General features: G+C 56.5%; 17 protein-coding genes. 12 read left to right on the top strand and 5 right to left on the bottom strand.

Going from position 1 to position 19,383, the window contains the following annotated elements:
* Window positions 1–8: 8 nt before the first annotated feature.
* From AC0JZ1_RS05740 to AC0JZ1_RS05730, 3 genes are all read right to left on the bottom strand, one after another.
* On the bottom strand, window positions 9–1,556 hold the full coding sequence (locus AC0JZ1_RS05740; protein WP_471881457.1) for a cryptochrome/photolyase family protein: 1,548 nt from the start codon (window positions 1,554–1,556) through the stop codon (window positions 9–11).
* A gap of 66 nt (window positions 1,557–1,622) precedes the next feature.
* Window positions 1,623–1,853, bottom strand: a complete 231-nt coding sequence (locus AC0JZ1_RS05735) for a hypothetical protein (protein ID WP_471881456.1) — start codon at window positions 1,851–1,853, stop codon at window positions 1,623–1,625.
* A 4-nt stretch (window positions 1,854–1,857) separates the two neighbouring features.
* On the bottom strand, window positions 1,858–2,199 hold the full coding sequence (locus tag AC0JZ1_RS05730; RefSeq protein WP_471883368.1) for a DUF2325 domain-containing protein: 342 nt from the start codon (window positions 2,197–2,199) through the stop codon (window positions 1,858–1,860).
* Between the two features lie 278 nt (window positions 2,200–2,477).
* On the opposite strand from AC0JZ1_RS05730, the gene AC0JZ1_RS05725 reads away from it, so the two are divergent.
* The 3 genes from AC0JZ1_RS05725 to AC0JZ1_RS05715 all read left to right on the top strand — a co-directional run bounded on the left by AC0JZ1_RS05725 (window position 2,478) and on the right by AC0JZ1_RS05715 (window position 5,512).
* A complete protein-coding gene (locus AC0JZ1_RS05725; protein WP_471881455.1) occupies window positions 2,478–3,839 on the top strand; it encodes an NAD(P)-dependent oxidoreductase in 1,362 nt (453 codons plus the stop codon).
* A 15-nt stretch (window positions 3,840–3,854) separates the two neighbouring features.
* Window positions 3,855–5,168 (top strand): NAD-dependent dihydropyrimidine dehydrogenase subunit PreA, encoded by a 1,314-nt coding sequence (gene preA / locus AC0JZ1_RS05720; protein ID WP_471881454.1) that lies wholly within the window; start codon window positions 3,855–3,857, stop codon window positions 5,166–5,168.
* Window positions 5,169–5,311: 143 nt separating this feature from the next.
* A complete protein-coding gene (locus tag AC0JZ1_RS05715) occupies window positions 5,312–5,512 on the top strand; it encodes a hypothetical protein (RefSeq protein WP_471881453.1) in 201 nt (66 codons plus the stop codon).
* A gap of 700 nt (window positions 5,513–6,212) precedes the next feature.
* On the opposite strand, the gene AC0JZ1_RS05710 is transcribed toward AC0JZ1_RS05715, so the two are convergent.
* Window positions 6,213–6,848 (bottom strand): TetR family transcriptional regulator C-terminal domain-containing protein, encoded by a 636-nt coding sequence (locus tag AC0JZ1_RS05710; RefSeq protein ID WP_471881452.1) that lies wholly within the window; start codon window positions 6,846–6,848, stop codon window positions 6,213–6,215.
* 288 nt (window positions 6,849–7,136) lie between these two features.
* Here AC0JZ1_RS05710 and AC0JZ1_RS05705 point away from each other — a divergent pair, with 288 nt between their 5' ends.
* From AC0JZ1_RS05705 to AC0JZ1_RS05695, 3 genes are all read left to right on the top strand, one after another.
* Window positions 7,137–8,390, top strand: coding sequence for a Zn-dependent hydrolase (locus AC0JZ1_RS05705; RefSeq protein ID WP_471881451.1), 1,254 nt, complete (start codon window positions 7,137–7,139; stop codon window positions 8,388–8,390).
* A gap of 86 nt (window positions 8,391–8,476) precedes the next feature.
* Window positions 8,477–9,931 (top strand): dihydropyrimidinase, encoded by a 1,455-nt coding sequence (hydA, locus tag AC0JZ1_RS05700; RefSeq protein WP_471881450.1) that lies wholly within the window; start codon window positions 8,477–8,479, stop codon window positions 9,929–9,931.
* Between the two features lie 2 nt (window positions 9,932–9,933).
* Window positions 9,934–10,452, top strand: a complete 519-nt coding sequence (locus tag AC0JZ1_RS05695) for a hypothetical protein (RefSeq protein WP_471881449.1) — start codon at window positions 9,934–9,936, stop codon at window positions 10,450–10,452.
* Window positions 10,453–10,471: 19 nt separating this feature from the next.
* Here the strand turns inward: AC0JZ1_RS05695 and AC0JZ1_RS05690 are convergent, their stop codons facing one another.
* The gene (locus tag AC0JZ1_RS05690; RefSeq protein WP_471881448.1) at window positions 10,472–10,885 is read right to left on the bottom strand and encodes a cupin domain-containing protein; all 414 of its coding nucleotides are present in this window, start codon (window positions 10,883–10,885) and stop codon (window positions 10,472–10,474) included.
* A 96-nt stretch (window positions 10,886–10,981) separates the two neighbouring features.
* Between AC0JZ1_RS05690 and AC0JZ1_RS05685 the strand changes: the two genes are divergently transcribed.
* The 6 genes from AC0JZ1_RS05685 to AC0JZ1_RS05660 all read left to right on the top strand — a co-directional run bounded on the left by AC0JZ1_RS05685 (window position 10,982) and on the right by AC0JZ1_RS05660 (window position 19,379).
* Window positions 10,982–11,773 (top strand): ABC transporter ATP-binding protein, encoded by a 792-nt coding sequence (locus tag AC0JZ1_RS05685; RefSeq protein WP_471881447.1) that lies wholly within the window; start codon window positions 10,982–10,984, stop codon window positions 11,771–11,773.
* A complete protein-coding gene (locus AC0JZ1_RS05680) occupies window positions 11,760–12,644 on the top strand; it encodes an ABC transporter permease (protein WP_471881446.1) in 885 nt (294 codons plus the stop codon). The genes AC0JZ1_RS05685 and AC0JZ1_RS05680 overlap by 14 nt, the downstream gene beginning before the upstream one ends.
* A complete protein-coding gene (locus AC0JZ1_RS05675) occupies window positions 12,641–13,507 on the top strand; it encodes an ABC transporter permease (RefSeq protein ID WP_471881445.1) in 867 nt (288 codons plus the stop codon). Before AC0JZ1_RS05680 ends, AC0JZ1_RS05675 begins: the two co-directional genes overlap by 4 nt.
* A gap of 25 nt (window positions 13,508–13,532) precedes the next feature.
* The gene (locus AC0JZ1_RS05670; RefSeq protein ID WP_471881444.1) at window positions 13,533–14,525 is read left to right on the top strand and encodes an ABC transporter substrate-binding protein; all 993 of its coding nucleotides are present in this window, start codon (window positions 13,533–13,535) and stop codon (window positions 14,523–14,525) included.
* A 316-nt stretch (window positions 14,526–14,841) separates the two neighbouring features.
* Window positions 14,842–16,029 (top strand): efflux RND transporter periplasmic adaptor subunit, encoded by a 1,188-nt coding sequence (locus AC0JZ1_RS05665; protein WP_471881443.1) that lies wholly within the window; start codon window positions 14,842–14,844, stop codon window positions 16,027–16,029.
* A gap of 14 nt (window positions 16,030–16,043) precedes the next feature.
* Complete coding sequence (locus tag AC0JZ1_RS05660) at window positions 16,044–19,379, top strand: efflux RND transporter permease subunit (protein ID WP_471881442.1); 3,336 nt, start codon at window positions 16,044–16,046, stop codon at window positions 19,377–19,379.
* Window positions 19,380–19,383: the final 4 nt, after the last annotated feature.

Below are 19,383 nucleotides of genomic sequence, written 5' to 3'. Positions count from 1 at the left end.
TGCGTGGTTCAAACGACCTCGCCTGCTTCAAGTTTTTTCAGGAAGTCTCGGGCGCTGATGCGATAGTTCTGCCGCTGCTCATCGCTCATCCGGCGCCAGGTCGCATAGGGTTGCGCCAGCCGCCGATTGCCGGACAGCTTCTCGCCATTGCGATCCAGAAAATCCCAGTAGAGCGCGTTGAAAGGACAGGCACCCTCGCCCACCTTCTTCTTCACATCGTAGCGACAGTGCTCGCAGTAATCCGACATTTTTGAAATGTAGTTGCCGCTTGCAGCATAGGGTTTCGAGCCCAACAATCCGCCATCGGCAAACTGGCTCATGCCAATCACATTTGGCGCTTCCACCCATTCATAGGCATCGGCATAGACCTCCAGATACCACTCATGCACTTGGAATGGATCGACACCCGCGAGCAGCGCAAACGTGCCTGTAATCATCAACCGCTGGATATGATGCGCATAGGCGTGATCAATCGTCTCGCCAATCACGGTGGAGAGACAGCGCATATCCGTCTCGCCTGTCCAGTAGAACGCAGGCAGATCGCGTTTGGCCTCCAGAACATTAAGCTCCGTATAGCCCGGCATTTTCAGCCAGTAGACCCCACGAACATATTCCCGCCAGCCAATGATCTGGCGAATGAAGCCTTCCACCGCATTGAGCGGCGCGCGTCCGGCGCGAAATTCCTCTTCTGCGGCCCGGCACAGTGAATAGGGATCGAGAAAGCCGATGTTTATATAAAAGGACAGGAGGGAGTGGTTGAGGAAAGGGTCGGACACCAGCATGGCATCCTGTGTCTCTCCGAAGGAAGGCAGAAAATCACGAATAAACTCCGCCTGCACCTTCTCCGCTTGGCTTCGTGTTACGGCAAAACCGAAATTCTCAAGCCTACCGATGTGATTGCCGAAGCGTGCTTCCACCAAGGATAGGACCTCTTTGGTGATCGCATCTGGCTTGAAACGCCGGTGCTGTGGGCGCAAGAGATCCGGCGTGGCAGGTTTCCGGTTTTCTGCATCGAAATTCCACCTTCCGCCGACCGGATGATCGCCTTCCATCAGTAATCCGGTCTTGCGGCGCATTTCGCGGTAAAAGAACTCCATGGTGAGTTCCTTGCGCCCAGATGCCCATTCACGGAACTGCCTGTGCGAACAAAGAAAGCGGGTGTCCGGTCTCACCTCAACCGCTATACCCGTCAGCTGTTGCCAGGTCTTCATATCCTCCAGAACACGCCATTCCCCCGGTTCCGTGACCAGAATGGCCTTCGGCGAAAGCTCTTGAACGACAGCACGCAATTCCTCGCGAAACGAGCCCTTATTCCCCTCGTCATCCAGTTTTCGATAATGAACTTGAAAGCCTTTGCCACGAAGCTCATCGGCGAAATGGCGCATGGCCGAAAAGATGAAAGCGATTTTGAGCTTGTGGTGGCGCACATAGGTCGCCTCTGCCATCACCTCGCACATCAGGATGTGATCGCGCTGAGGGTCAGCGTCGCGAAGGCTCGAAAGATCAAGCGATAGCTGATCGCCTAAGATGAAGATAAGATTGCGGACGTGGGACATCAAAAACGGCTTCGTAAGTGGCACTGCCTGACCTTACGAAGCGCTTGCGTTATTGGATTACGCGTGTCAGCCCCGTGCACCTCTAAGCGGTATAATTCGTCCCGTCTCTTCCGGCACATCCGTATGCGGCAAGCGGGTGCGCCCGATGGGGAAGCGCACGATCTTATCCGTTTCTTCCAACTCATCCGGGCGGCGCGTCAACAGCGCGTATAGTTCCGGCACCAAGCCATCGCCATTCTGCTGGGCCAGTTTGTGCAACCCTATGAAAATCGTGCCGTCGCGGTGATCGTAGGCCATGGTATTAAGCGTTCCGTTCCTTCATGGTCTGCAAGGCGCGTTCCAGGCTCGATTTGGAGCCATTGCGCAAAGGAATGAAGGTCTTTGCAAATTTCTTGCAGCCGCTCTTCACCCGCAAGCAGGCATCGTGACTAATACAGTCAATGGGGCAGAACACGCAGTCGACAGAGGGCAGAAGCGTATCGATGCGTGAAACCGCCTCTCTCAAACCGCCATCATGGTGGATGAGTTCCGCGCCAAAATTGCTGGCAATCGCACGCAAATGCGCGACCTGGCAATCACGCCCGCCCACATAGAGGAAGCTTTTCACCTCGTTGGAAGCTTCAACCTTATCCTCTGCCTGCACGGCAGCCTGCTTGGCTGCTGGCTTGGTCGTTGTATGGCGCTTGTCCTTCTTTGCCACGGCTCGTCTTCCCTTAAATCTTCCGAGTCATGCCCTGAAAGGGCGTTGCGAGCGGCACCATAATTAACATGACAAATGGAGTAAAGTATAAACTTGATAATTTTTGTCATGAAATTCTGCATTTAAAAATCCTCAAGCCGAAAGTTTTACCGTTTGATAAAAAAAATTGTCGTGTTAGCCTCGGCCAGTTGCGTAACAAATCCATAAAAGAGGGAAGCAACATGCACAGACTGGGAAACGGTATCGCAGGAGGCCGTCTGGCACCTGCGGAGTACGAACACAACTTCAAAGACCTTCATCCACGCCTTGATAAACACGAGGCTTTGGTGGCATCGGACCGATGCTATTTCTGCCACGATGCGCCATGCATGACGGCCTGTCCCACCGAAATCGATATCCCGCTGTTCATCCGGCAGATATCGACAGGCAATCCGCTCGGTGCAGCACGCACCATCTTCAACCAGAATATTCTGGGTGGCATGTGCGCCCGCGTCTGTCCCACCGAAACGCTGTGTGAGCAGGCTTGCGTGCGCAATACGGCGGAAGACAGACCGGTTGAGATTGGTCGCTTGCAACGTTATTCCACCGACATTGCCATGGAGAGCAATCGCCAGTTCTTCCAGCGCGGCGCGGAAACCGGAAAAACCATTGCCGTCGTCGGCGCGGGTCCGGCGGGTCTTGCCTGCGCGCATCGTCTCGCCATGAAGGGCCATACTGTCGTCATTTTCGATGCACGGGAAAAGGCAGGCGGCCTCAACGAATATGGCATCGCCACCTATAAGGCACCGGATAATTTCGCCCAGAAGGAAGTGGATTACCTGCTCGCCATCGGCGGCATCGAGATTCGCAACGACCAGGCTTTGGGCCGCGATTTCTCGTTGCAGGATCTGGTGGCAGATTATGATGCCGTCTTCCTCGGCCTTGGTCTGGCTGGCGTGAACGGCCTCGGCATCGAAGGCGAAGAGCTTGCAGGCGTGGATGATGCGGTGGATTTCATCGCTTACCTGCGTCAGGCGGAAAAGAAGGCAGAAGTGCCGATTGGCCGCCGTGTGGTGGTTCTGGGCGGTGGCATGACGGCTGTCGATGCCGCCGTGCAAGCCAAGTTGCTCGGCGCGGAAGAAGTGACCATCTGCTATCGCCGTGGCAAGGAAAACATGAATGCCTCGGAATATGAGCAGGATCTGGCCGCCTCCAAGGGCGTTACCATCCGCCATTGGCTGGCACCCAAGCGTGTTCTCGCCAAGGATGGCGCAGTGGCTGGCATCGAGTTGGAATACACTGCGGTGCGGGATGGCCAGCTTGTCGGCACCGGCGAGACCGGTGTGATTGCCGCAGACCAGATATTCAAGGCCATCGGTCAATCCTTCAAGGCCAGCGGCTTAGGCAGCCTTGCCATGGAACAGGGCCGCATCGTGGTGGATGAGCACTGTCGCACCTCCATGGAACGGGTCTATGCCGGAGGCGATTGCGTCAACCGGGGTGAAGACCTGACCGTTTCCGCCGTGGCCCATGGGCGCGATGCCGCCGAAGCCATTCATCTTGCCTTTGCTTCCGCCGGCCAGCCGGCTGTGGCCGTCGCTTGAACCGGGAGATGAACCATGGCTGATATCAGAAACAACTTCGTTGGCATCAAATCGCCAAACCCCTTCTGGCTGGCCTCTGCCCCGCCAACGGATAAGGCCTATAACGTTGAACGCGCCTTCAAGGCTGGCTGGGGCGGCGTTGTCTGGAAGACACTCGGCTCGGAAGGTCCGCCCGTCGTCAACGTCAATGGCCCACGCTACGGCGCAATCTGGGGTGCGGACCGCCGCCTTCTGGGTTTGAACAACATCGAGCTGATCACCGACCGCCCGCTTCAGGTCAACCTGCAGGAAATGAAGCAGGTGAAGATGAACTGGCCGGATCGCGCCCTCATCGCCTCCATCATGGTCCCATGCGTGGAAGAAGAGTGGAAAGCGATTCTGCCGCTGGTGGAAGAAACGGGCGCAGATGGCATCGAATTGAACTTCGGCTGTCCGCACGGCATGTCAGAGCGCGGCATGGGTTCTGCCGTTGGTCAAGTGCCGGAATATATCGAAATGGTGGTGCGCTGGTGCAAGCAGTACACGCGCATGCCGGTGATCACAAAACTCACGCCGAATATCACCGATATCCGCAACCCCGCCCGCGCTGCAAAACGCGGCGGCACGGATGCCGTCTCGTTGATCAACACGATCAACTCCATCGTTTCGGTCGATCTGGATAATTTCGCGCCGGTTCCGACCGTTGGCGGCAAGGGCAGCCATGGCGGCTACTGCGGTCCGGCGGTAAAGCCAATTGCACTGAACATGGTCTCCGAAATCGCTCGCGACGAGGAAACCTATGGTCTGCCCATCTCCGGCATCGGCGGCGTGACAACATGGCGCGATGCGGCAGAATTCCTTGTTCTTGGCGCTGGCAATGTGCAGGTCTGCACCGCCGCCATGACCTATGGCTTTAAGATCGTGCAGGAAATGATTACCGGCCTCTCCGACTGGATGGACGAAAAGGGCCACCGCACGCTGGACGATATTACCGGACGGGCTGTTCCGAACGTCACCGACTGGAAATATCTGAACCTTAATTATGTGGCCAAGGCCCAGATTGATCAGGACGCCTGTATCAAATGCGGCCGCTGCCACATTGCCTGCGAAGATACCTCGCACCAGGCCATTACCAGCATGGTCAATGGCGTGCGCCACTTCGAGGTGATGGAAGACGAATGCGTGGGCTGCAACCTCTGCGTCAACGTCTGTCCGGTCGAAAACTGCATCACCATGGTGGGGCTGGAACCCGGCGCACTCGACCAGCGCACCGGTAAGGTTGTGGAGCCCAATTACGCCAACTGGACCACGCACCCGAACAACCCGATGTCACAGGTGGCTGCGGAGTAACAGAAAACATCAGTGGGGCGTGCGAGCGTCCCACTGATCTCATGCACCGGCCACGCTTCTCTCTACTCGATAAACATGAGCCGTTATGCTAATTCGCTCCCATGACGCCGCGGTCGTTATGGAGAGATACAATTATAAAAATCATGGTCTTGCTGCACAGCACAGTTGGCACTGGCTGGCAGTCTCCGCCCAAAGGCACCAGCCTGAAGACATTGGGTGAAGCCGAAGAACAAGGCTTTATCCAAATTCGCGGCGAGTTTCAAAAACGCCAGATCCGTTTGACCGAACTGGGTATCCAGCATCTTGATCTTGACAAACGACGCCTTGAGGCGCGCAAGCAGTGATGGCTGGTAGGCAGAGATCTTCATCGAAACGCTAAAGAATGTCGCGCAGAAGTGTACAGCGGTCTGCAGGCACGACCTGCGTTAAAATAAAGCTTAAAGCGTGCAGAGCGAATCGGCTCATCGACCAGCACTACGAATGGCTATTCTTCAGATCTGTTGGCGACAACTCTGGTGCGGTCTTCATTTGCAACAAGATTAATAACTCCGCCGTGTTTGAAGCTGGGAGGCTTAATCTCATATCGAACGACAGCATCAAAATCCGGTCCTATGGGAGCATCCATTGCGAAGGAGCGACCACTGAACACGACAGTTCGGGTCTCTCTAAAATTCCATCCTCGTAGCAGCAGATCGAAATCCTTTGCATCAACACTGAAGGCACAACTTACGATAATATCGGTAATCGCCCTAGATGAACATTCCATGTCACCCACAGATGAAGGCAATTCTGAAAGGTTTAGTATGAACATAATGCGTGCTGGTTTTTAAGGTAATCAGTCGCGTTCAAATACTGAACATATGTGTAAAGTGAACCTCCTGCCAAACCACAAAAGGCCGAGAAAAGGCAAAACCGGGTTAGCTTGCGCATTATATATCTTTGATCTAATCAATAATTGAATTCTTTGGCTGCGACGTTCAACTTTGCCCATAGCAAATTGCTGAATGCCGATCATATGCTTCCAAATGTTATAGGGACTTAAATCTACCTGATCCCCAGCCCGCGCATGAACAGCTCTTCCAGAAAACGGGCGGCATCCTCAAATCGTCCTTCGCCTGATTTTTCTCCCAGAACCGCCTGCACCTGTACATCAAAATCGGCATAGTGCTGGGTGGTGGACCAGATGGAAAAGATCAGGTGATGCGGGTCGCATTTCGCCATTTTGCCAGCCTTGATCCAGGCGCGGATCACCTTCGCTTTCTCATCCACCAGCTCACGCAAGGGACCGCTCAATTCGTCGGCGATGTAAGGCGCGCCCTGAATGATTTCATTGGCAAACAGCTTGCTCTCTCGCGGAAAATCCCGCGACATTTCCAGTTTACGGCGAATGTAGGAGCGGATTTCCGATTCGGGATTTCCCTCGGCATCAAAAGCACGCAAGGGCTCTAACCAGGTGGATAGCAGCTGATTGAGCAGAGCCCGGTGAATGGTTTCCTTCGTGCGGAAATAATAGAGAAGATTGGGCTTGGACATGCCCGCCGCCTCGGCGATCTGGTCAATCGTCGCACCGCGAAAGCCATAGGTTGAGAAAACATCCAGAGCTGCTTCGAGGATTTTCTCCTCTTTTTCCTCCTGAATCCTGGTGCGCCGCTGTGTCTTTGCCGCTCGCGGTGTTGTCACTCTTTTTAAACCCCTTCTTGCACTGCACAGAGCCAACGCAGATGCACAAATTTTGCCCCGCCAGAGTGACTGCCGGAAACTTGTTCATTTTTTCGGCGACATCGTGATTTTACGCTTGAGTGCCACGATGGAAATTGTAAGCTTTTACCAATCGGTCAAATATCAATGAGCTGCCGGGCAAAGGCAATAGACCTCTCTTCGCCTTGTCACAAGAAGCGGTCAATGACCAACGGGAACAGCAGCCGCATCGCGTTGAACAACGGCTGAAACAGATGAAGGAATGAACGTATGGTGGCAGCACCAGGCGAAAACCTGCGCGTGAACGGCGATAGGCTTTGGGACTCGCTGATGGACATGGCCAAAATCGGCCCGGGCATCGCAGGCGGCAACAACCGCCAGACCCTGACAGATGCCGATGGCGAAGGCCGCCATCTGTTTAAAACGTGGTGCGAGGCAGCGGGCCTCACCATGGGCGTGGACAAGATGGGCACCATGTTTGCCACCCGCGCCGGAACGGACCCGGATGCCCTGCCCGTCTACGTCGGCAGCCACCTGGATACGCAGCCCACCGGCGGCAAATATGATGGCGTGCTGGGCGTGCTGGCAGGCCTCGAAGTCATTCGCACCATGAATGATCTCGGCATCAAGACCAAGCATCCCATTGTCGTGACCAATTGGGCGAACGAGGAAGGTGCACGCTTTGCCCCTGCCATGCTGGCGTCCGGCGTGTTCGCGGGCGTCCATTTCCTGGATTATGCCTATGGACGCAAAGACCCGGAGGGCAAGACCTATGGCGATGAGTTGAAGCGCATTGGCTGGCTGGGCGAGGAAGAGGTCGGCGCGCGCAAGATGCACGCCTATTTCGAATACCACATCGAGCAAGGCCCGATTCTTGAAGCCGAGAACAAGCAGATCGGCGTCGTCACCCACTGTCAGGGCCTGTGGTGGCTGGAATTTACGCTGACGGGCAAGGAAGCCCATACCGGCTCTACGCCGATGAATTTGCGCGTGAATGCTGGGCTGGCCTTTGGCCGCATTCTGGAAATGGTGCAAGACGTGGCCATGGGTGAACAGCCAGGTGCCGTGGGCGGCGTGGGGCAGGTGTTCTTCTCCCCCAACTCCCGCAATGTGCTTCCGGGCAAGGTGGTATTCACCGTCGATATTCGCACGCCATCCCAGGAAAAGCTGGACCGCATGCGGGCAAAGATCGAGGCGGAAGCCATGAAGATCTGCGAGCCGCTCGACGTGGGCTGCGCGGTGGAAGCGGTCGGCCATTTCGATCCCGTTACCTTCGATCCGACACTCGTGGAGCGGGTGCGCAGCGCGGCTGAAAAGCTGGGCTACAGCCATATGGACATCATTTCCGGCGCTGGCCATGATGCCTGCTGGGCCGCCAAAGTGGCACCATCCACCATGGTCATGTGCCCCTGCGTTGGCGGGCTTTCGCACAATGAAGCGGAAGAGATTTCCAAGGAATGGGCAGCGGCAGGCTGCGACGTACTGTTCCACGCCGTCGTCGAGACAGCGGAGATCGTGGAATAAACAAACAGCCGGCAGCCTGAGCGAAAGACAAAAGGGTGCCGGCAAACGCCGGTCCCTTCAAGAAGACAGACAGAGGGAACGGATCAATGAGCACAGTCATCAAAGGTGGAACCATCGTCACGGCAGACCTGACCTACAAGGCTGACGTGAAGGTGGATGGGGGCAAGATCGTGGAGATCGGCCCAAACCTTGGCGGTGATACGGTTCTGGATGCCACGGGCTGCTATGTCATGCCGGGCGGCATCGATCCGCATGTGCATCTGGAAATGCCCTTCATGGGCACCTATTCAGCCGATGATTTTGAAAGCGGTACCCGCGCCGGCCTTGCTGGCGGTACCACCATGGTGGTGGATTTCTGTCTGCCCGATCCCGGTCAATCGCTTATCGATGCGCTGAAGCGCTGGGATAATAAAGCCACACGGGCAAACTGCGATTACTCCTTCCACATGTCTGTCACCTGGTGGGGCGAGCAGGTCTTCAACGATATGAAGACGATTGTGCAGGAAAAGGGCATCAACACCTTCAAGCACTTCATGGCCTATAAGGGCGCATTGATGGTGAATGACGACGAGATGTTCGCCTCCTTCTCCCGCTGTGCCGAACTGGGCGCCCTGCCGCTGGTTCACGCCGAAAACGGCGATGTGGTGGCTGCCATGCAAGCCAAGCTGATGGATGAGGGCAATAACGGCCCAGAGGCACACGCCTATTCCCGCCCCGCAACGGTGGAAGGTGAAGCCACCAACCGCGCCATCATCATTGCCGATATGGCAGGCGCGCCGCTTTACGTGGTGCATACCTCTTGCGAACAGGCGCATGAAGCCATTCGCCGCGCCCGGCAAAACGGCATGCGGGTCTATGGCGAGCCGCTGATCCAGCACCTGACGTTGGATGAGACCGAATACTCCAACCCGGATTGGGACCACGCAGCCCGCCGCGTCATGAGCCCGCCCTTCCGCAACAAGCAGCATCAGGATAGCCTTTGGGCCGGCCTTTCAGCCGGATCGCTGCAAGTGGTGGCAACCGACCATTGCGCCTTCACCACAGACCAGAAGCGCACCGGACTTGGCGATTTCCGCAAGATCCCCAACGGCACCGGCGGTTTGGAAGACCGCATGCCGATGCTTTGGACCTATGGCGTGGCCACCGGCCGCATCACCATGAACGAATTCGTCGCCGTCACCTCCACCAATATCGCCAAGATCCTCAATGTCTATCCGCGCAAGGGTGCCATCCTCGTCGGCGCGGATGCCGATATCGTGGTGTGGGACCCGAACAAGGAAAAGACGATCAGCGCGAAAAGCCAGCAGTCCGCCATTGATTACAACGTGTTTGAGGGCAAGACCGTGAAAGGCCTGCCGCGCTACACGCTGACCCGCGGCCATGTGGCGATTGAAGACGGAGCGGTCAAAACCCGTGAAGGCCACGGCCAGTTCGTAGCGCGCGAGCCCTACCCCGCCGTGTCGAAAGCGCTCTCGACTTGGAAGGAACTGACGGCACCGCGCAAGGTGGAACGCACCGGCATTCCGCCAAGCGGGGTATAGGAATGAGCAAGGCCAGGATGCTGGGAGCCTATGCTGGCGCGGTGATTGCCGGCATAGCTTTCTTCAATGCCATGGCTTCGCTCGCAATCATCTTATTTTCAATCATCTCAGGAAACATTTGGTCGTCACCGACTGCGTTTTTCGAGATCATGGGGCTCGTCATTGCCCTTAGCCTGCTGGTTTTTGTTTACGCAGTTCCCGCTTGCCTCATCTCGGCCGCGCCGTTCACCCTTATCTGCACTCTGTTTATTGGAAAGCTATGGGCCGCAACTCACCGAAACTCTGTCATCCTCGGCTCGATATGCCCGTTGGTCTCAGTGCTGCTCTTCACGCTGGTCTTCATCGCACCCACCACCTCATCGGCCCAGACGGAAGATACGCTTTCCACCTACCTGCTACCCGCCCTGGCCGCAGGGGTGGGAATGATACCAAGCGGAGCAGTTGCAGGATCGGTCTTCTGGCGCATGGGTTTGCGGCCTCGGGCTCCGTTCTTGCAACCTGCTCCTCAAAGCCAATTGTGAGGGCATAATGATGCGAGGGTCAGCCCTTCACCAATCCCTCCAGCTCAGGCAGAAGCACCACGCTCTCCTGCTCGTTGGGGTCCGTGCGAGCTATAATAGCTGTCGCCGGTTCATCGAAGCTATTGGCCGGAAGATGCGGCACGCCTGCCGGAATATAGAAAAGCTCGCCTGCGCTGACGACGACATGGTTTTCCAGCCGGTCGCCGTACCAGGTGTCGGCCTTGCCAGAGAGCATGTAGATCGCCGTCTCATGGTTCTCGTGCAAATGCGCCTTGGCGCGCGCGCCGGGCGGCATGGTGAGAATATGCATGCAGATGCCTTCTGCCCCCACGGTTTCTGCCGCAATGCCCGCGAAATAGCTCAGCCCTTGCTTGCCGTCGTAGGTGGCGCCCGGCTTCACCAGACGGCAGGTGGGCTTGGATGATTCAGCCATGATGTTCTCGCTCCCCGGAATGCTCCATCAAATCCAACTAAAGATAGCAGCGATTATGCCCCATACCATCTGTCCCTTTGCATGCGAGGCGTTGCGATGAACGGTAGTGCCTCTGTCGTCTCCGCACGAAATCTCGGCCTCACTTTCGAGACCAATGACGGCCCTGTTCACGCGCTGACAGGCGTCGATCTCGATATCCGCAAGGGTGATTTCGTTTCCTTCATTGGGCCGTCGGGCTGCGGCAAAACTACCTTTCTTCGCGTCATTGCCGATCTGGAAAAGCACACCAGCGGCACAATCGAAATTAATGGTATGACGCCTGAAAAGGCGCGTCAGGCACGTGCCTATGGTTATGTTTTTCAGGCAGCGGCACTTTATCCATGGCGCACGATTGAGAAGAATATCGCCCTGCCTCTCGAAATCATGGGCTTTGGTGCGCAAGAGCAAAAAGAGCGGGTGGAGCGCACGCTGGACCTCGTCAATCTTTCGGGCTTTGGCAAGAAGTTCCCCTGGCAACTTTCAGGCGGCATGCAGCAGCGCGCCTCCATTGCCCGCGCGCTTGCCTTCGATGCGGACTTGCTTTTGATGGATGAGCCCTTTGGGGCATTGGACGAAATTGTCCGCGATCACCTGAACGAGCAGCTTTTGAAGCTATGGGAGCGCACCAACAAGACGATCTGTTTCGTTACCCACTCCATTCCCGAAGCGGTCTATCTCTCCACCCGCATCGTGGTGATGAGCCCTCGTCCGGGCCGGGTGACGGATGTGATCGAATCCACGCTTCCCCGCGAGCGACCGCTTGATATTCGCGATACCCCTGAGTTTCTGGAGATCGCTCACCGTGTGCGCGAAGGGCTAAAGGCAGGGCATAGCTATGAAGAGCACTGATCTCTTCCGAGACCGAATCCTGCCTGTTTTTGCCGTCATAGCGGCAATCCTTGTGATCTGGCATATTGCCGTCATTTATCTGAATGCTCCGTTCGTGCGCGATCAGGCCGCCCGAGCGGGCGAGACGGTGAGCCTTAGCCAGATTATCGGCCAGACCTTCAATCAGGAACGGCCGGTTCTGCCAGCCCCGCACCAGATCATCGCAGAGCTTTGGGATACGACGTTCGCCAAGCCGATCACCTCAAAACGCAGCCTTGTCTACCATGCCTGGATCACACTTTCGGCGACGCTGATGGGCTTTGGAATGGGCACGGTGCTCGGCATTCTGCTGGCCATCGGCATCGTGCATAACCGAGCAATGGACAAGTCCCTGATGCCCTGGGTGATTGCCAGCCAAACCATTCCAATCCTTGCCATTGCGCCAATGATTATCGTGGTTCTGAACTCCATCGGCGTCTCAGGGCTTTTGCCGAAGGCGCTGATCTCCACCTATCTTTCCTTTTTTCCCGTTGTCGTGGGCATGGTGAAGGGCTTGCGTAGCCCTGATACACTGCTGCTCGACCTCATGCATACCTACAGCGCCAACAAATCACAGACCTTCTGGAAACTGCGGTGGCCTGCCTCCATGCCCTACCTTTTCACCTCGCTTAAAGTGGCCATCGCCATCTCGCTCGTGGGGGCCATTGTGGGTGAATTGCCAACAGGGGCGGTAGCAGGTCTGGGCGCACGCCTGCTCTCCGGCTCCTATTACGGGCAGACAATCCAGATCTGGGCCGCTCTCTTCATGGCAGCAGCGCTCGCCGCCATTCTGGTTTCCATCATAGGCGTTGCACATACGCAGGTGCTGAAGCGGATGGGGGTAAAGCCATGAACGCCTATCTGATCGCCGCCATCGTCATCTGGATTCTGGCCTGGGGGCTGAATGAGTGGCTGGTGCGCCAGCAACCTGCAAATCCTGCGGCAAGGCGCGCCACTGGTATCATCGTACCCATCATCTTCGGCCTTACTTTGCTGGCGGTCTGGGAATGCGTGGTGCTGGGCTTCCAGATACCGCCGATCCTTCTGCCCGCGCCAACCGCCATATGGGCAAAACTTATCGCATCCGGTCCAGTTCTCTGGGCGGATTTTCAGCAGACATTCCTCAAATCTGTCATCATCGGCTATGTGGCGGGTTGCGGCCTTGGCTTCATTGTCGCGATCCTGATCGATCGCTCGCCTTTCCTGCAAAAGGGATTGCTGCCTATCGGCAATTTCGTCTCAGCGCTTCCCGTTGTCGGTATCGCGCCCATCATGGTCATGTGGTTCGGGTTTGACTGGCCATCCAAGGTCGCGGTCGTAGTCATCATGACCTTCTTCCCCATGCTGGTGAACACAGTGCAGGGGCTGGCTGCGGCCAGCCACATGGAGCAAGACCTGATGCGCACCTATGCTGCCAACTGGTGGCAAACCCTCATCAAACTGCGCCTGCCCGCAGCTTGGCCCTTCATTTTCAACGCACTAAAAGTCAATTCCACGTTGGCCCTCATTGGCGCTATCGTGGCGGAGTTCTTCGGCACGCCGATTGTCGGAATGGGTTTTCGCATTTCCACCGAAGTGGGACGCGCAAATATCGACATGGTCTGGGCAGAAATTGCTGTCGCGGCGGTTGCAGGCTCAGTGTTCTACGGTTTGGTTGCGGTCACGGAAAGGGCCGTCACCTTCTGGCATCCGTCCGTCCGTGGGGGACGGGCGTAACAATAAAGAAAAAGAGGGAACTGACATGACAATCAAACTTGCATCCCTAATTCTGGCGGCAGCTGTCTCGCTGACTGCCATGCAGGCGGCAGCGGCAGATAAGGTAACACTGCAGCTGAAGTGGGTCACACAGGCACAATTCGCTGGTTACTACGTGGCCAAGGAAAAGGGCTTCTACAAGGAAGAAGGTCTCGACGTCGAGATCAAGCCGGGCGGGCCCGATATCGCCCCTCCCCAGGTCCTGGCTGGCGGCGGCGCGGATGTCATCGTGGACTGGATGCCTTCAGCTCTCGCCACCCGCGAAAAGGGCGTGCCCCTCGTCAACATCGCACAGCCATTCAAGAAGTCCGGCATGATGCTGACCTGTCTGAAGGAAACCGGCATCACCAAGCCAGCGGATTTCAAGGGGAAGACGCTTGGTGTCTGGTTCTTCGGAAACGAATACCCGTTCCTCTCCTGGATGGCGCATCTCGGCATCAAGACGGATGGTTCTGCCGAGGGCGTGAAGGTTCTGAAGCAGGGCTTCAACGTGGACCCGCTATTGCAGAAGCAGGCCGCCTGCATTTCCACCATGACCTATAACGAATACTGGCAGGTAATCGATGCCGGCATCAAGCCGGACCAGCTTGTTACCTTCAAATACGAGGATGAAGGCGTTGCCACGCTGGAAGACGGCCTCTACGTGCTGGAAGACAAGTTGAAAGACCCAGCCTTCAAGGAAAAGATGGTGAAGTTCGTTCGCGCCTCCATGAAGGGCTGGAAATACGCGGAAAAGAACACCGATGAAGCAGCAGAGATCGTTCTTGAGAACGACGCCTCCGGTGCCCAGACGGAAAAGCACCAGAAGCGCATGATGAGCGAAGTTGCCAAGCTGACGGCAGGCTCCAATGGTTCGCTGGATGAAGCCGATTATCAGCGCACGGTGAAGACGCTTCTTGGCGGCGGTTCGGACCCGGTTATCACCAAGGAACCGACCGGCGCTTACACACTAGACATCACCAAGGCTGCTCTGAAGTAAGATCTTGGTCAGCATGATTTTGAAACGCCCGGTTTTGCCGGGCGTTTTGTTGTTTAGTGACCCTTTCTCACAAAGTATGGGGTTGAGATTGATCCGTAACGAAGTCAGGACTAATCTCCTGCCGGTAAAGTTGAAGGGTGATCTTGCGCGGGGGGTATCGCGTAACCACCTGAGACTGGGTTGCGGGCGGGTCAATCCGAGACATACAGCATGACACATGGCGGAAATGCCGCAACGCATCTACCTGCGCGCATTCAGCTGCATGTACGGTCGATTTTTTACATTGAATGACGGGTGGGACTGGATGATGGGGTCAATGGTTAGAAATCGCGCACTGCTGATGGGTGCTCTTGCATCCGTTCTGGCTGCTTCACCGCTCGCAGCGCAGGAAACAGCACCTCAAGCACAACAGAACCAGCAGCGCTTGCCCGCGATCATGGTCACCGCCGTAACCGAGCGTCCCTTGAAAGACAGCATCATTGCCAGCGGCAGTATCCGCGCTGTGCAGGAAGTGCTGGTTCAGCCTTTGGTCGACGGCCTCTCGGTCAAATCCCTGAAAGTCGATGTGGGCGATCGCGTAAAGGCTGGACAGGTTCTTGCCGAATTGAACGACGATGCGCTTCTCCTGCAAAAGAGCCAGCTGGAAGCGAATAGGGCCAAGGCTGAAGCCGGACTTGCCCAATACAAGGCCCAGGTGATTGAGGCGCAAGCCAATGCAGACGATGCTGCGCGCCAGCGCGACCGCACTGCCAATCTCGCCAAAAACGGAACTGTTTCCACGGCGCAGGTTGAGCAGACGGCAGCGACAGCGCAAGCATCTCTTGCGCGATTGAACGCAGCTCGGCAGGCGGTGAGCGTGGGTGAAGCCGATATCAAAGTGGTGCAGGCGCAGATTGACGATATCAACCTGAAGCTGGAGCGGACGGATGTGAAAGCCCCGGTCGATGGCGTGATTTCAAAGCGTGATGCCAAAGTGGGCGCAATTGCTTCCGGTGCGGGTACACCACTCTTTAATATGATCCGCGACGGCGATGTGGAATTGGTGGCCGATGTGCCAGAAAGCATGCTTGCTCGGCTGAAGACAGGCATGGCGGCCAACATTACGATTGCGGGAACCACAACCGCCCTGCCCGGCAAAATTCGCCTTATCTCTCCCATTGTCGATCAGGCCACGCGTCTGGGTGAAGTGCATATCGTGGTGGATGAAGAGAGCGGCGCAAGACCCGGAATGTATGCCAGTGCCGAAATTGTTATTGCACAAACAAACGGCCTTGCTCTGCCGCAATCAGCCGTCACCACAGACCGCAAGGGCTCTTTTGCTCGAAGGGTTGAAGATGGCGTGGTCAAGCAGGTCACTGTGAAGACCGGCATTCAGGATGCTGGTTTTGTGCAGATTGAAAGCGGCTTGAAAGCTGGTGATCAGGTCGTCGCAAAAGCTGGAGCTTTCGTGCGCGATGGTGATCGTATCAGGCCGGTGCCTGTCGAAACCACCGCTTCCAATTGATGGGAACCTGATCGATGAACTTCTCCGCCTGGTCCATCCGCAATCCCATCGCGCCCCTGTTGGCCTTCGCGCTGCTGCTCTTCATGGGCATTCAGTCGTTCAACAAGCTGCCGATTACCCGTTTCCCCAATATCGATGTGCCTGTGGTTTCCATTTCCGTGGTGCAGAGCGGAGCATCGCCCAGCGAATTGGAAATGCAGGTTACCAAGGAGATTGAGGACGCGGTCGCATCGATTAGCGGCGTTGACGAAATCACCTCGACGGTAACCGATGGCCTGTCCACGACGGCAGTCCTCTTCCGCATCGAAAAGCCAACGGAAGAGGCCGTTCAGGAGACAAAGGACGCTATCGATCGTATCCGCTCCAGTCTGCCAGCGGCGGCTGAAGCGCCCATCGTCACCAAAATCGATGTTGAAGGTCAGGCGATCCAGAGCTTCTCCGTCACCTCCCCCAATATGACGCTTGAGGAACTGTCCTGGTTTGTGGACGACACGATCAAGCGTGCGCTTCAGGGCCAGCCTGGAATTGGCCGCATCGACCGCTACGGCGGCGCTGACCGTGAAGTGAAGGTGGCGCTCGATGCTGCCAAGCTAAACGCCTACGGCATCACGGCATCCGAGGTGAACAGCCAATTGCGCGGCACGAACGTCGATCTTGGCTCTGGCCGCGGCCAGGTTGCCGGCAACGAGCAGACGATCCGCACCTTGGGCGATGCTAGGAAGGTCTCTGACCTTGCAAATACCACCATCGCGCTCTCGAATGGACGCTTCGTCAAGCTTTCCGATCTCGCGACCATTACCGATACCTATGAAGAGCCAAAGTCGTTTGCGCGGTTCAACGGACAACCTACCGTCACTTTCGCGGTCTTCCGCGCCAAGGGTGCCAGTGAAGTATCGGTTGCCCGGACCGTTGCAGAACAGCTGGACAAGATCCGTGAACAACACAAGGATGTCTCCATCACCATGGTGGATGACAGCGTCTACTTCACCTATGGAAACTATGAAGCCGCCATCCATACGCTGATCGAGGGCGCGATCCTTGCCGTCATCGTGGTCATGCTGTTCCTGCGCAACTGGCGCGCGACACTGATTTCTGCCGTGGCACTGCCGCTTTCTGCCATCCCCACCTTCCTGGTGATGGACATCATGGGCTTTTCACTCAACCTTGTCAGCTTTCTGGCGCTGACATTGGCCACCGGCATTCTGGTCGATGACGCCATTGTTGAGGTGGAGAACATTGCTCGCCACATCAAGATGGGGAAAACGCCCTACAGGGCAGCGCTTGAAGCAGCCGATGAAATTGGTCTTGCCGTTATCGCGACCAGCTTCACCATCATTGCGGTTTTCGTGCCGGTCTCGTTCATGCCTGGTATCGCAGGCCAGTATTTCATCCAGTTCGGTCTCACTGTCGCTTTTTCGGTTTTCTTCTCGCTGCTTGTCGCGCGTCTCATTACGCCTCTTATGGCCGCTTACCTGATGCGTGCCGAAGATGCGATGGACGACCATCACGACAATGATGGCCGCCTGATGAAGGGTTATACGCGCCTCGTGACTGCCACCACCAGCCGCTGGTACATGCGCTATGCCACGCTTCTGGGCGCAATCCTCTTCCTCGTCGGTTCACTGTTCCTTCTCTCGAAGGTGCCGGGCAGCTTCCTGCCGCCGGAGGACAGTTCGCGCATTACGATTTCACTTGAGCTGCCACCGAATGCCAGCCTTGAAGAAACGGATGTGACGACGACAAAGGCCTACGACATCATTAAGGCGGTACCCGGCGTTGAGAATGTCTTCGTGTTGGGCGGTGCCTCTCCGAAGGGCGACCTTGAACTTCGCCGCGCCACCATCAATGTTCTGCTGGGCAAAATCGATCATTCGCTGCTCAAGACCCTCGTCAACAAGGGCCTGGGTAACATACCGCTCATCGGCTCCTATTTCCCAAAGGTTGAAGAGAAGGGTCGCACCATCCCGCAATGGGAGATCGAGAAGCAAATTTTCGCCAAGCTGCATGCACTGCCTGACGTGCGCATAACCAAATTGAATGACCGTGGGGAGCGCGAGCTTTCGTTCAACTTCCTGGCCAATAGCAGCGAAGAACTCAACGAAGCGGTTGCCAATCTGGAAAGCAGGCTTCGCGCTTCCTCAATCCTTGCCAACGTCTCTTCCGAAGGTGCATTGCCCCGCCCCGAACTGCAAATTCGTCCGCGCAAGGATGAAGCCGCCCGCCTTGGCATCACAGCGCAACAGATTTCTGAAACTGTTCGCGTTGCAACCATCGGCGATGTCGATGCGGCCCTGCCGAAAATTTCGCTGGATGACCGTTTGATTCCTATTCGCGTGCAGGCCTCGCTGGATGTTCGGCGCGATTTGCAGACAATTCGCGATCTGAAACTGAAGACGGCCAGTGGCAAGATCGTTCCGCTCTCGAGCGTTGCGGATGTGGATTATTCCGAAGGCCCAAGCTCCATCAAGCGCAATTCCCGCAGCCGAGTGGTCTCTATCGGCTCGGATGTTCCGCAAGGAACAGCGCTTGACACGGCGACTGCCGAGTTCAAGCGTATCGTGGACGAAACCAAGCTTCCGCCAAGCGTTCGCCTCGCTGAAAGCGGCGATGCCAAGGTTCAGGGCGAAATGGTGCAGGGCTTTGCCAATGCCATGTTGCTTGGTTTGCTCCTGGTGCTTGTCGTGCTGATCCTGCTGTTCAAGGATGTGATCCAGCCCTTCACCATCCTCTTCTCACTCCCGCTTGCCATCGGCGGCGTGGCTGTTGGCCTCATCGTCACCAACAATGCACTCTCCATGCCTGTGCTCATCGGCATTTTGATGCTGATGGGTATTGTTACCAAGAACGCCATCCTGCTGGTCGATTTCGCCATTGAAATGCGCCGTCACGGGCTGGAACGGGTACATGCGATGGTGGAGGCTGGCCGCAAGCGTGCGCGCCCAATCATTATGACCTCGATAGCCATGTCGGCTGGTATGTTGCCGTCCGCTCTTGGCGTGGGCGAAGGCGGCTCCTTCCGCGCACCCATGGCCATTGCGGTGATTGGCGGCATCATTGTCTCGACTGTGCTTAGCCTGCTGGTCGTGCCTTCTTTCTTCCTCATCATGGATGATTTGTCGCGTCTGCTCGGTCGCATCTTCAGCCGCTTTGTCGGCAAGAAGGAGAAAGAAGATCCCGTCCTCAGCGAGGAGGAGCTCAGCCGCGCAGCACGGGAAACCCAGCACAAACTATCCGAACTGGAAACTCGGCTCGAACGGCTTCAGGCTCCTGTAAAACAGGATAACACTTCGAAAGGCGATGCCCCGTCGGCCAATAATGTCTTAAGACTTCCCCCACTCGCCGCAGAGTAGTACC

This window comes from Affinirhizobium capsici, from assembly GCF_977018625.1.
Note: the sequence above shows the minus strand (reverse complement) of the source record. Positions and strands in the feature narration are given on the sequence as shown.

Bases quoted from the DNA above. Each gene is read 5' to 3' on its own strand.
- AC0JZ1_RS05740 (WP_471881457.1), bottom strand. From the start codon at position 1,556: ATGTCCCACGTCCGCAATCTTATCTTCATCTTAGGCGATCAGCTATCG.
- AC0JZ1_RS05735 (WP_471881456.1), bottom strand. From the start codon at position 1,853: ATGGCCTACGATCACCGCGACGGCACGATTTTCATAGGGTTGCACAAA.
- AC0JZ1_RS05725 (WP_471881455.1), top strand. From the start codon at position 2,478: ATGCACAGACTGGGAAACGGTATCGCAGGAGGCCGTCTGGCACCTGCG.
- preA (WP_471881454.1), top strand. From the start codon at position 3,855: ATGGCTGATATCAGAAACAACTTCGTTGGCATCAAATCGCCAAACCCC.
- AC0JZ1_RS05715 (WP_471881453.1), top strand. From the start codon at position 5,312: ATGGTCTTGCTGCACAGCACAGTTGGCACTGGCTGGCAGTCTCCGCCC.
- AC0JZ1_RS05705 (WP_471881451.1), top strand. From the start codon at position 7,137: ATGGTGGCAGCACCAGGCGAAAACCTGCGCGTGAACGGCGATAGGCTT.
- hydA (WP_471881450.1), top strand. From the start codon at position 8,477: ATGAGCACAGTCATCAAAGGTGGAACCATCGTCACGGCAGACCTGACC.
- AC0JZ1_RS05695 (WP_471881449.1), top strand. From the start codon at position 9,934: ATGAGCAAGGCCAGGATGCTGGGAGCCTATGCTGGCGCGGTGATTGCC.
- AC0JZ1_RS05690 (WP_471881448.1), bottom strand. From the start codon at position 10,885: ATGGCTGAATCATCCAAGCCCACCTGCCGTCTGGTGAAGCCGGGCGCC.
- AC0JZ1_RS05685 (WP_471881447.1), top strand. From the start codon at position 10,982: ATGAACGGTAGTGCCTCTGTCGTCTCCGCACGAAATCTCGGCCTCACT.
- AC0JZ1_RS05680 (WP_471881446.1), top strand. From the start codon at position 11,760: ATGAAGAGCACTGATCTCTTCCGAGACCGAATCCTGCCTGTTTTTGCC.
- AC0JZ1_RS05675 (WP_471881445.1), top strand. From the start codon at position 12,641: ATGAACGCCTATCTGATCGCCGCCATCGTCATCTGGATTCTGGCCTGG.
- AC0JZ1_RS05670 (WP_471881444.1), top strand. From the start codon at position 13,533: ATGACAATCAAACTTGCATCCCTAATTCTGGCGGCAGCTGTCTCGCTG.
- AC0JZ1_RS05665 (WP_471881443.1), top strand. From the start codon at position 14,842: ATGGTTAGAAATCGCGCACTGCTGATGGGTGCTCTTGCATCCGTTCTG.
- AC0JZ1_RS05660 (WP_471881442.1), top strand. From the start codon at position 16,044: ATGAACTTCTCCGCCTGGTCCATCCGCAATCCCATCGCGCCCCTGTTG.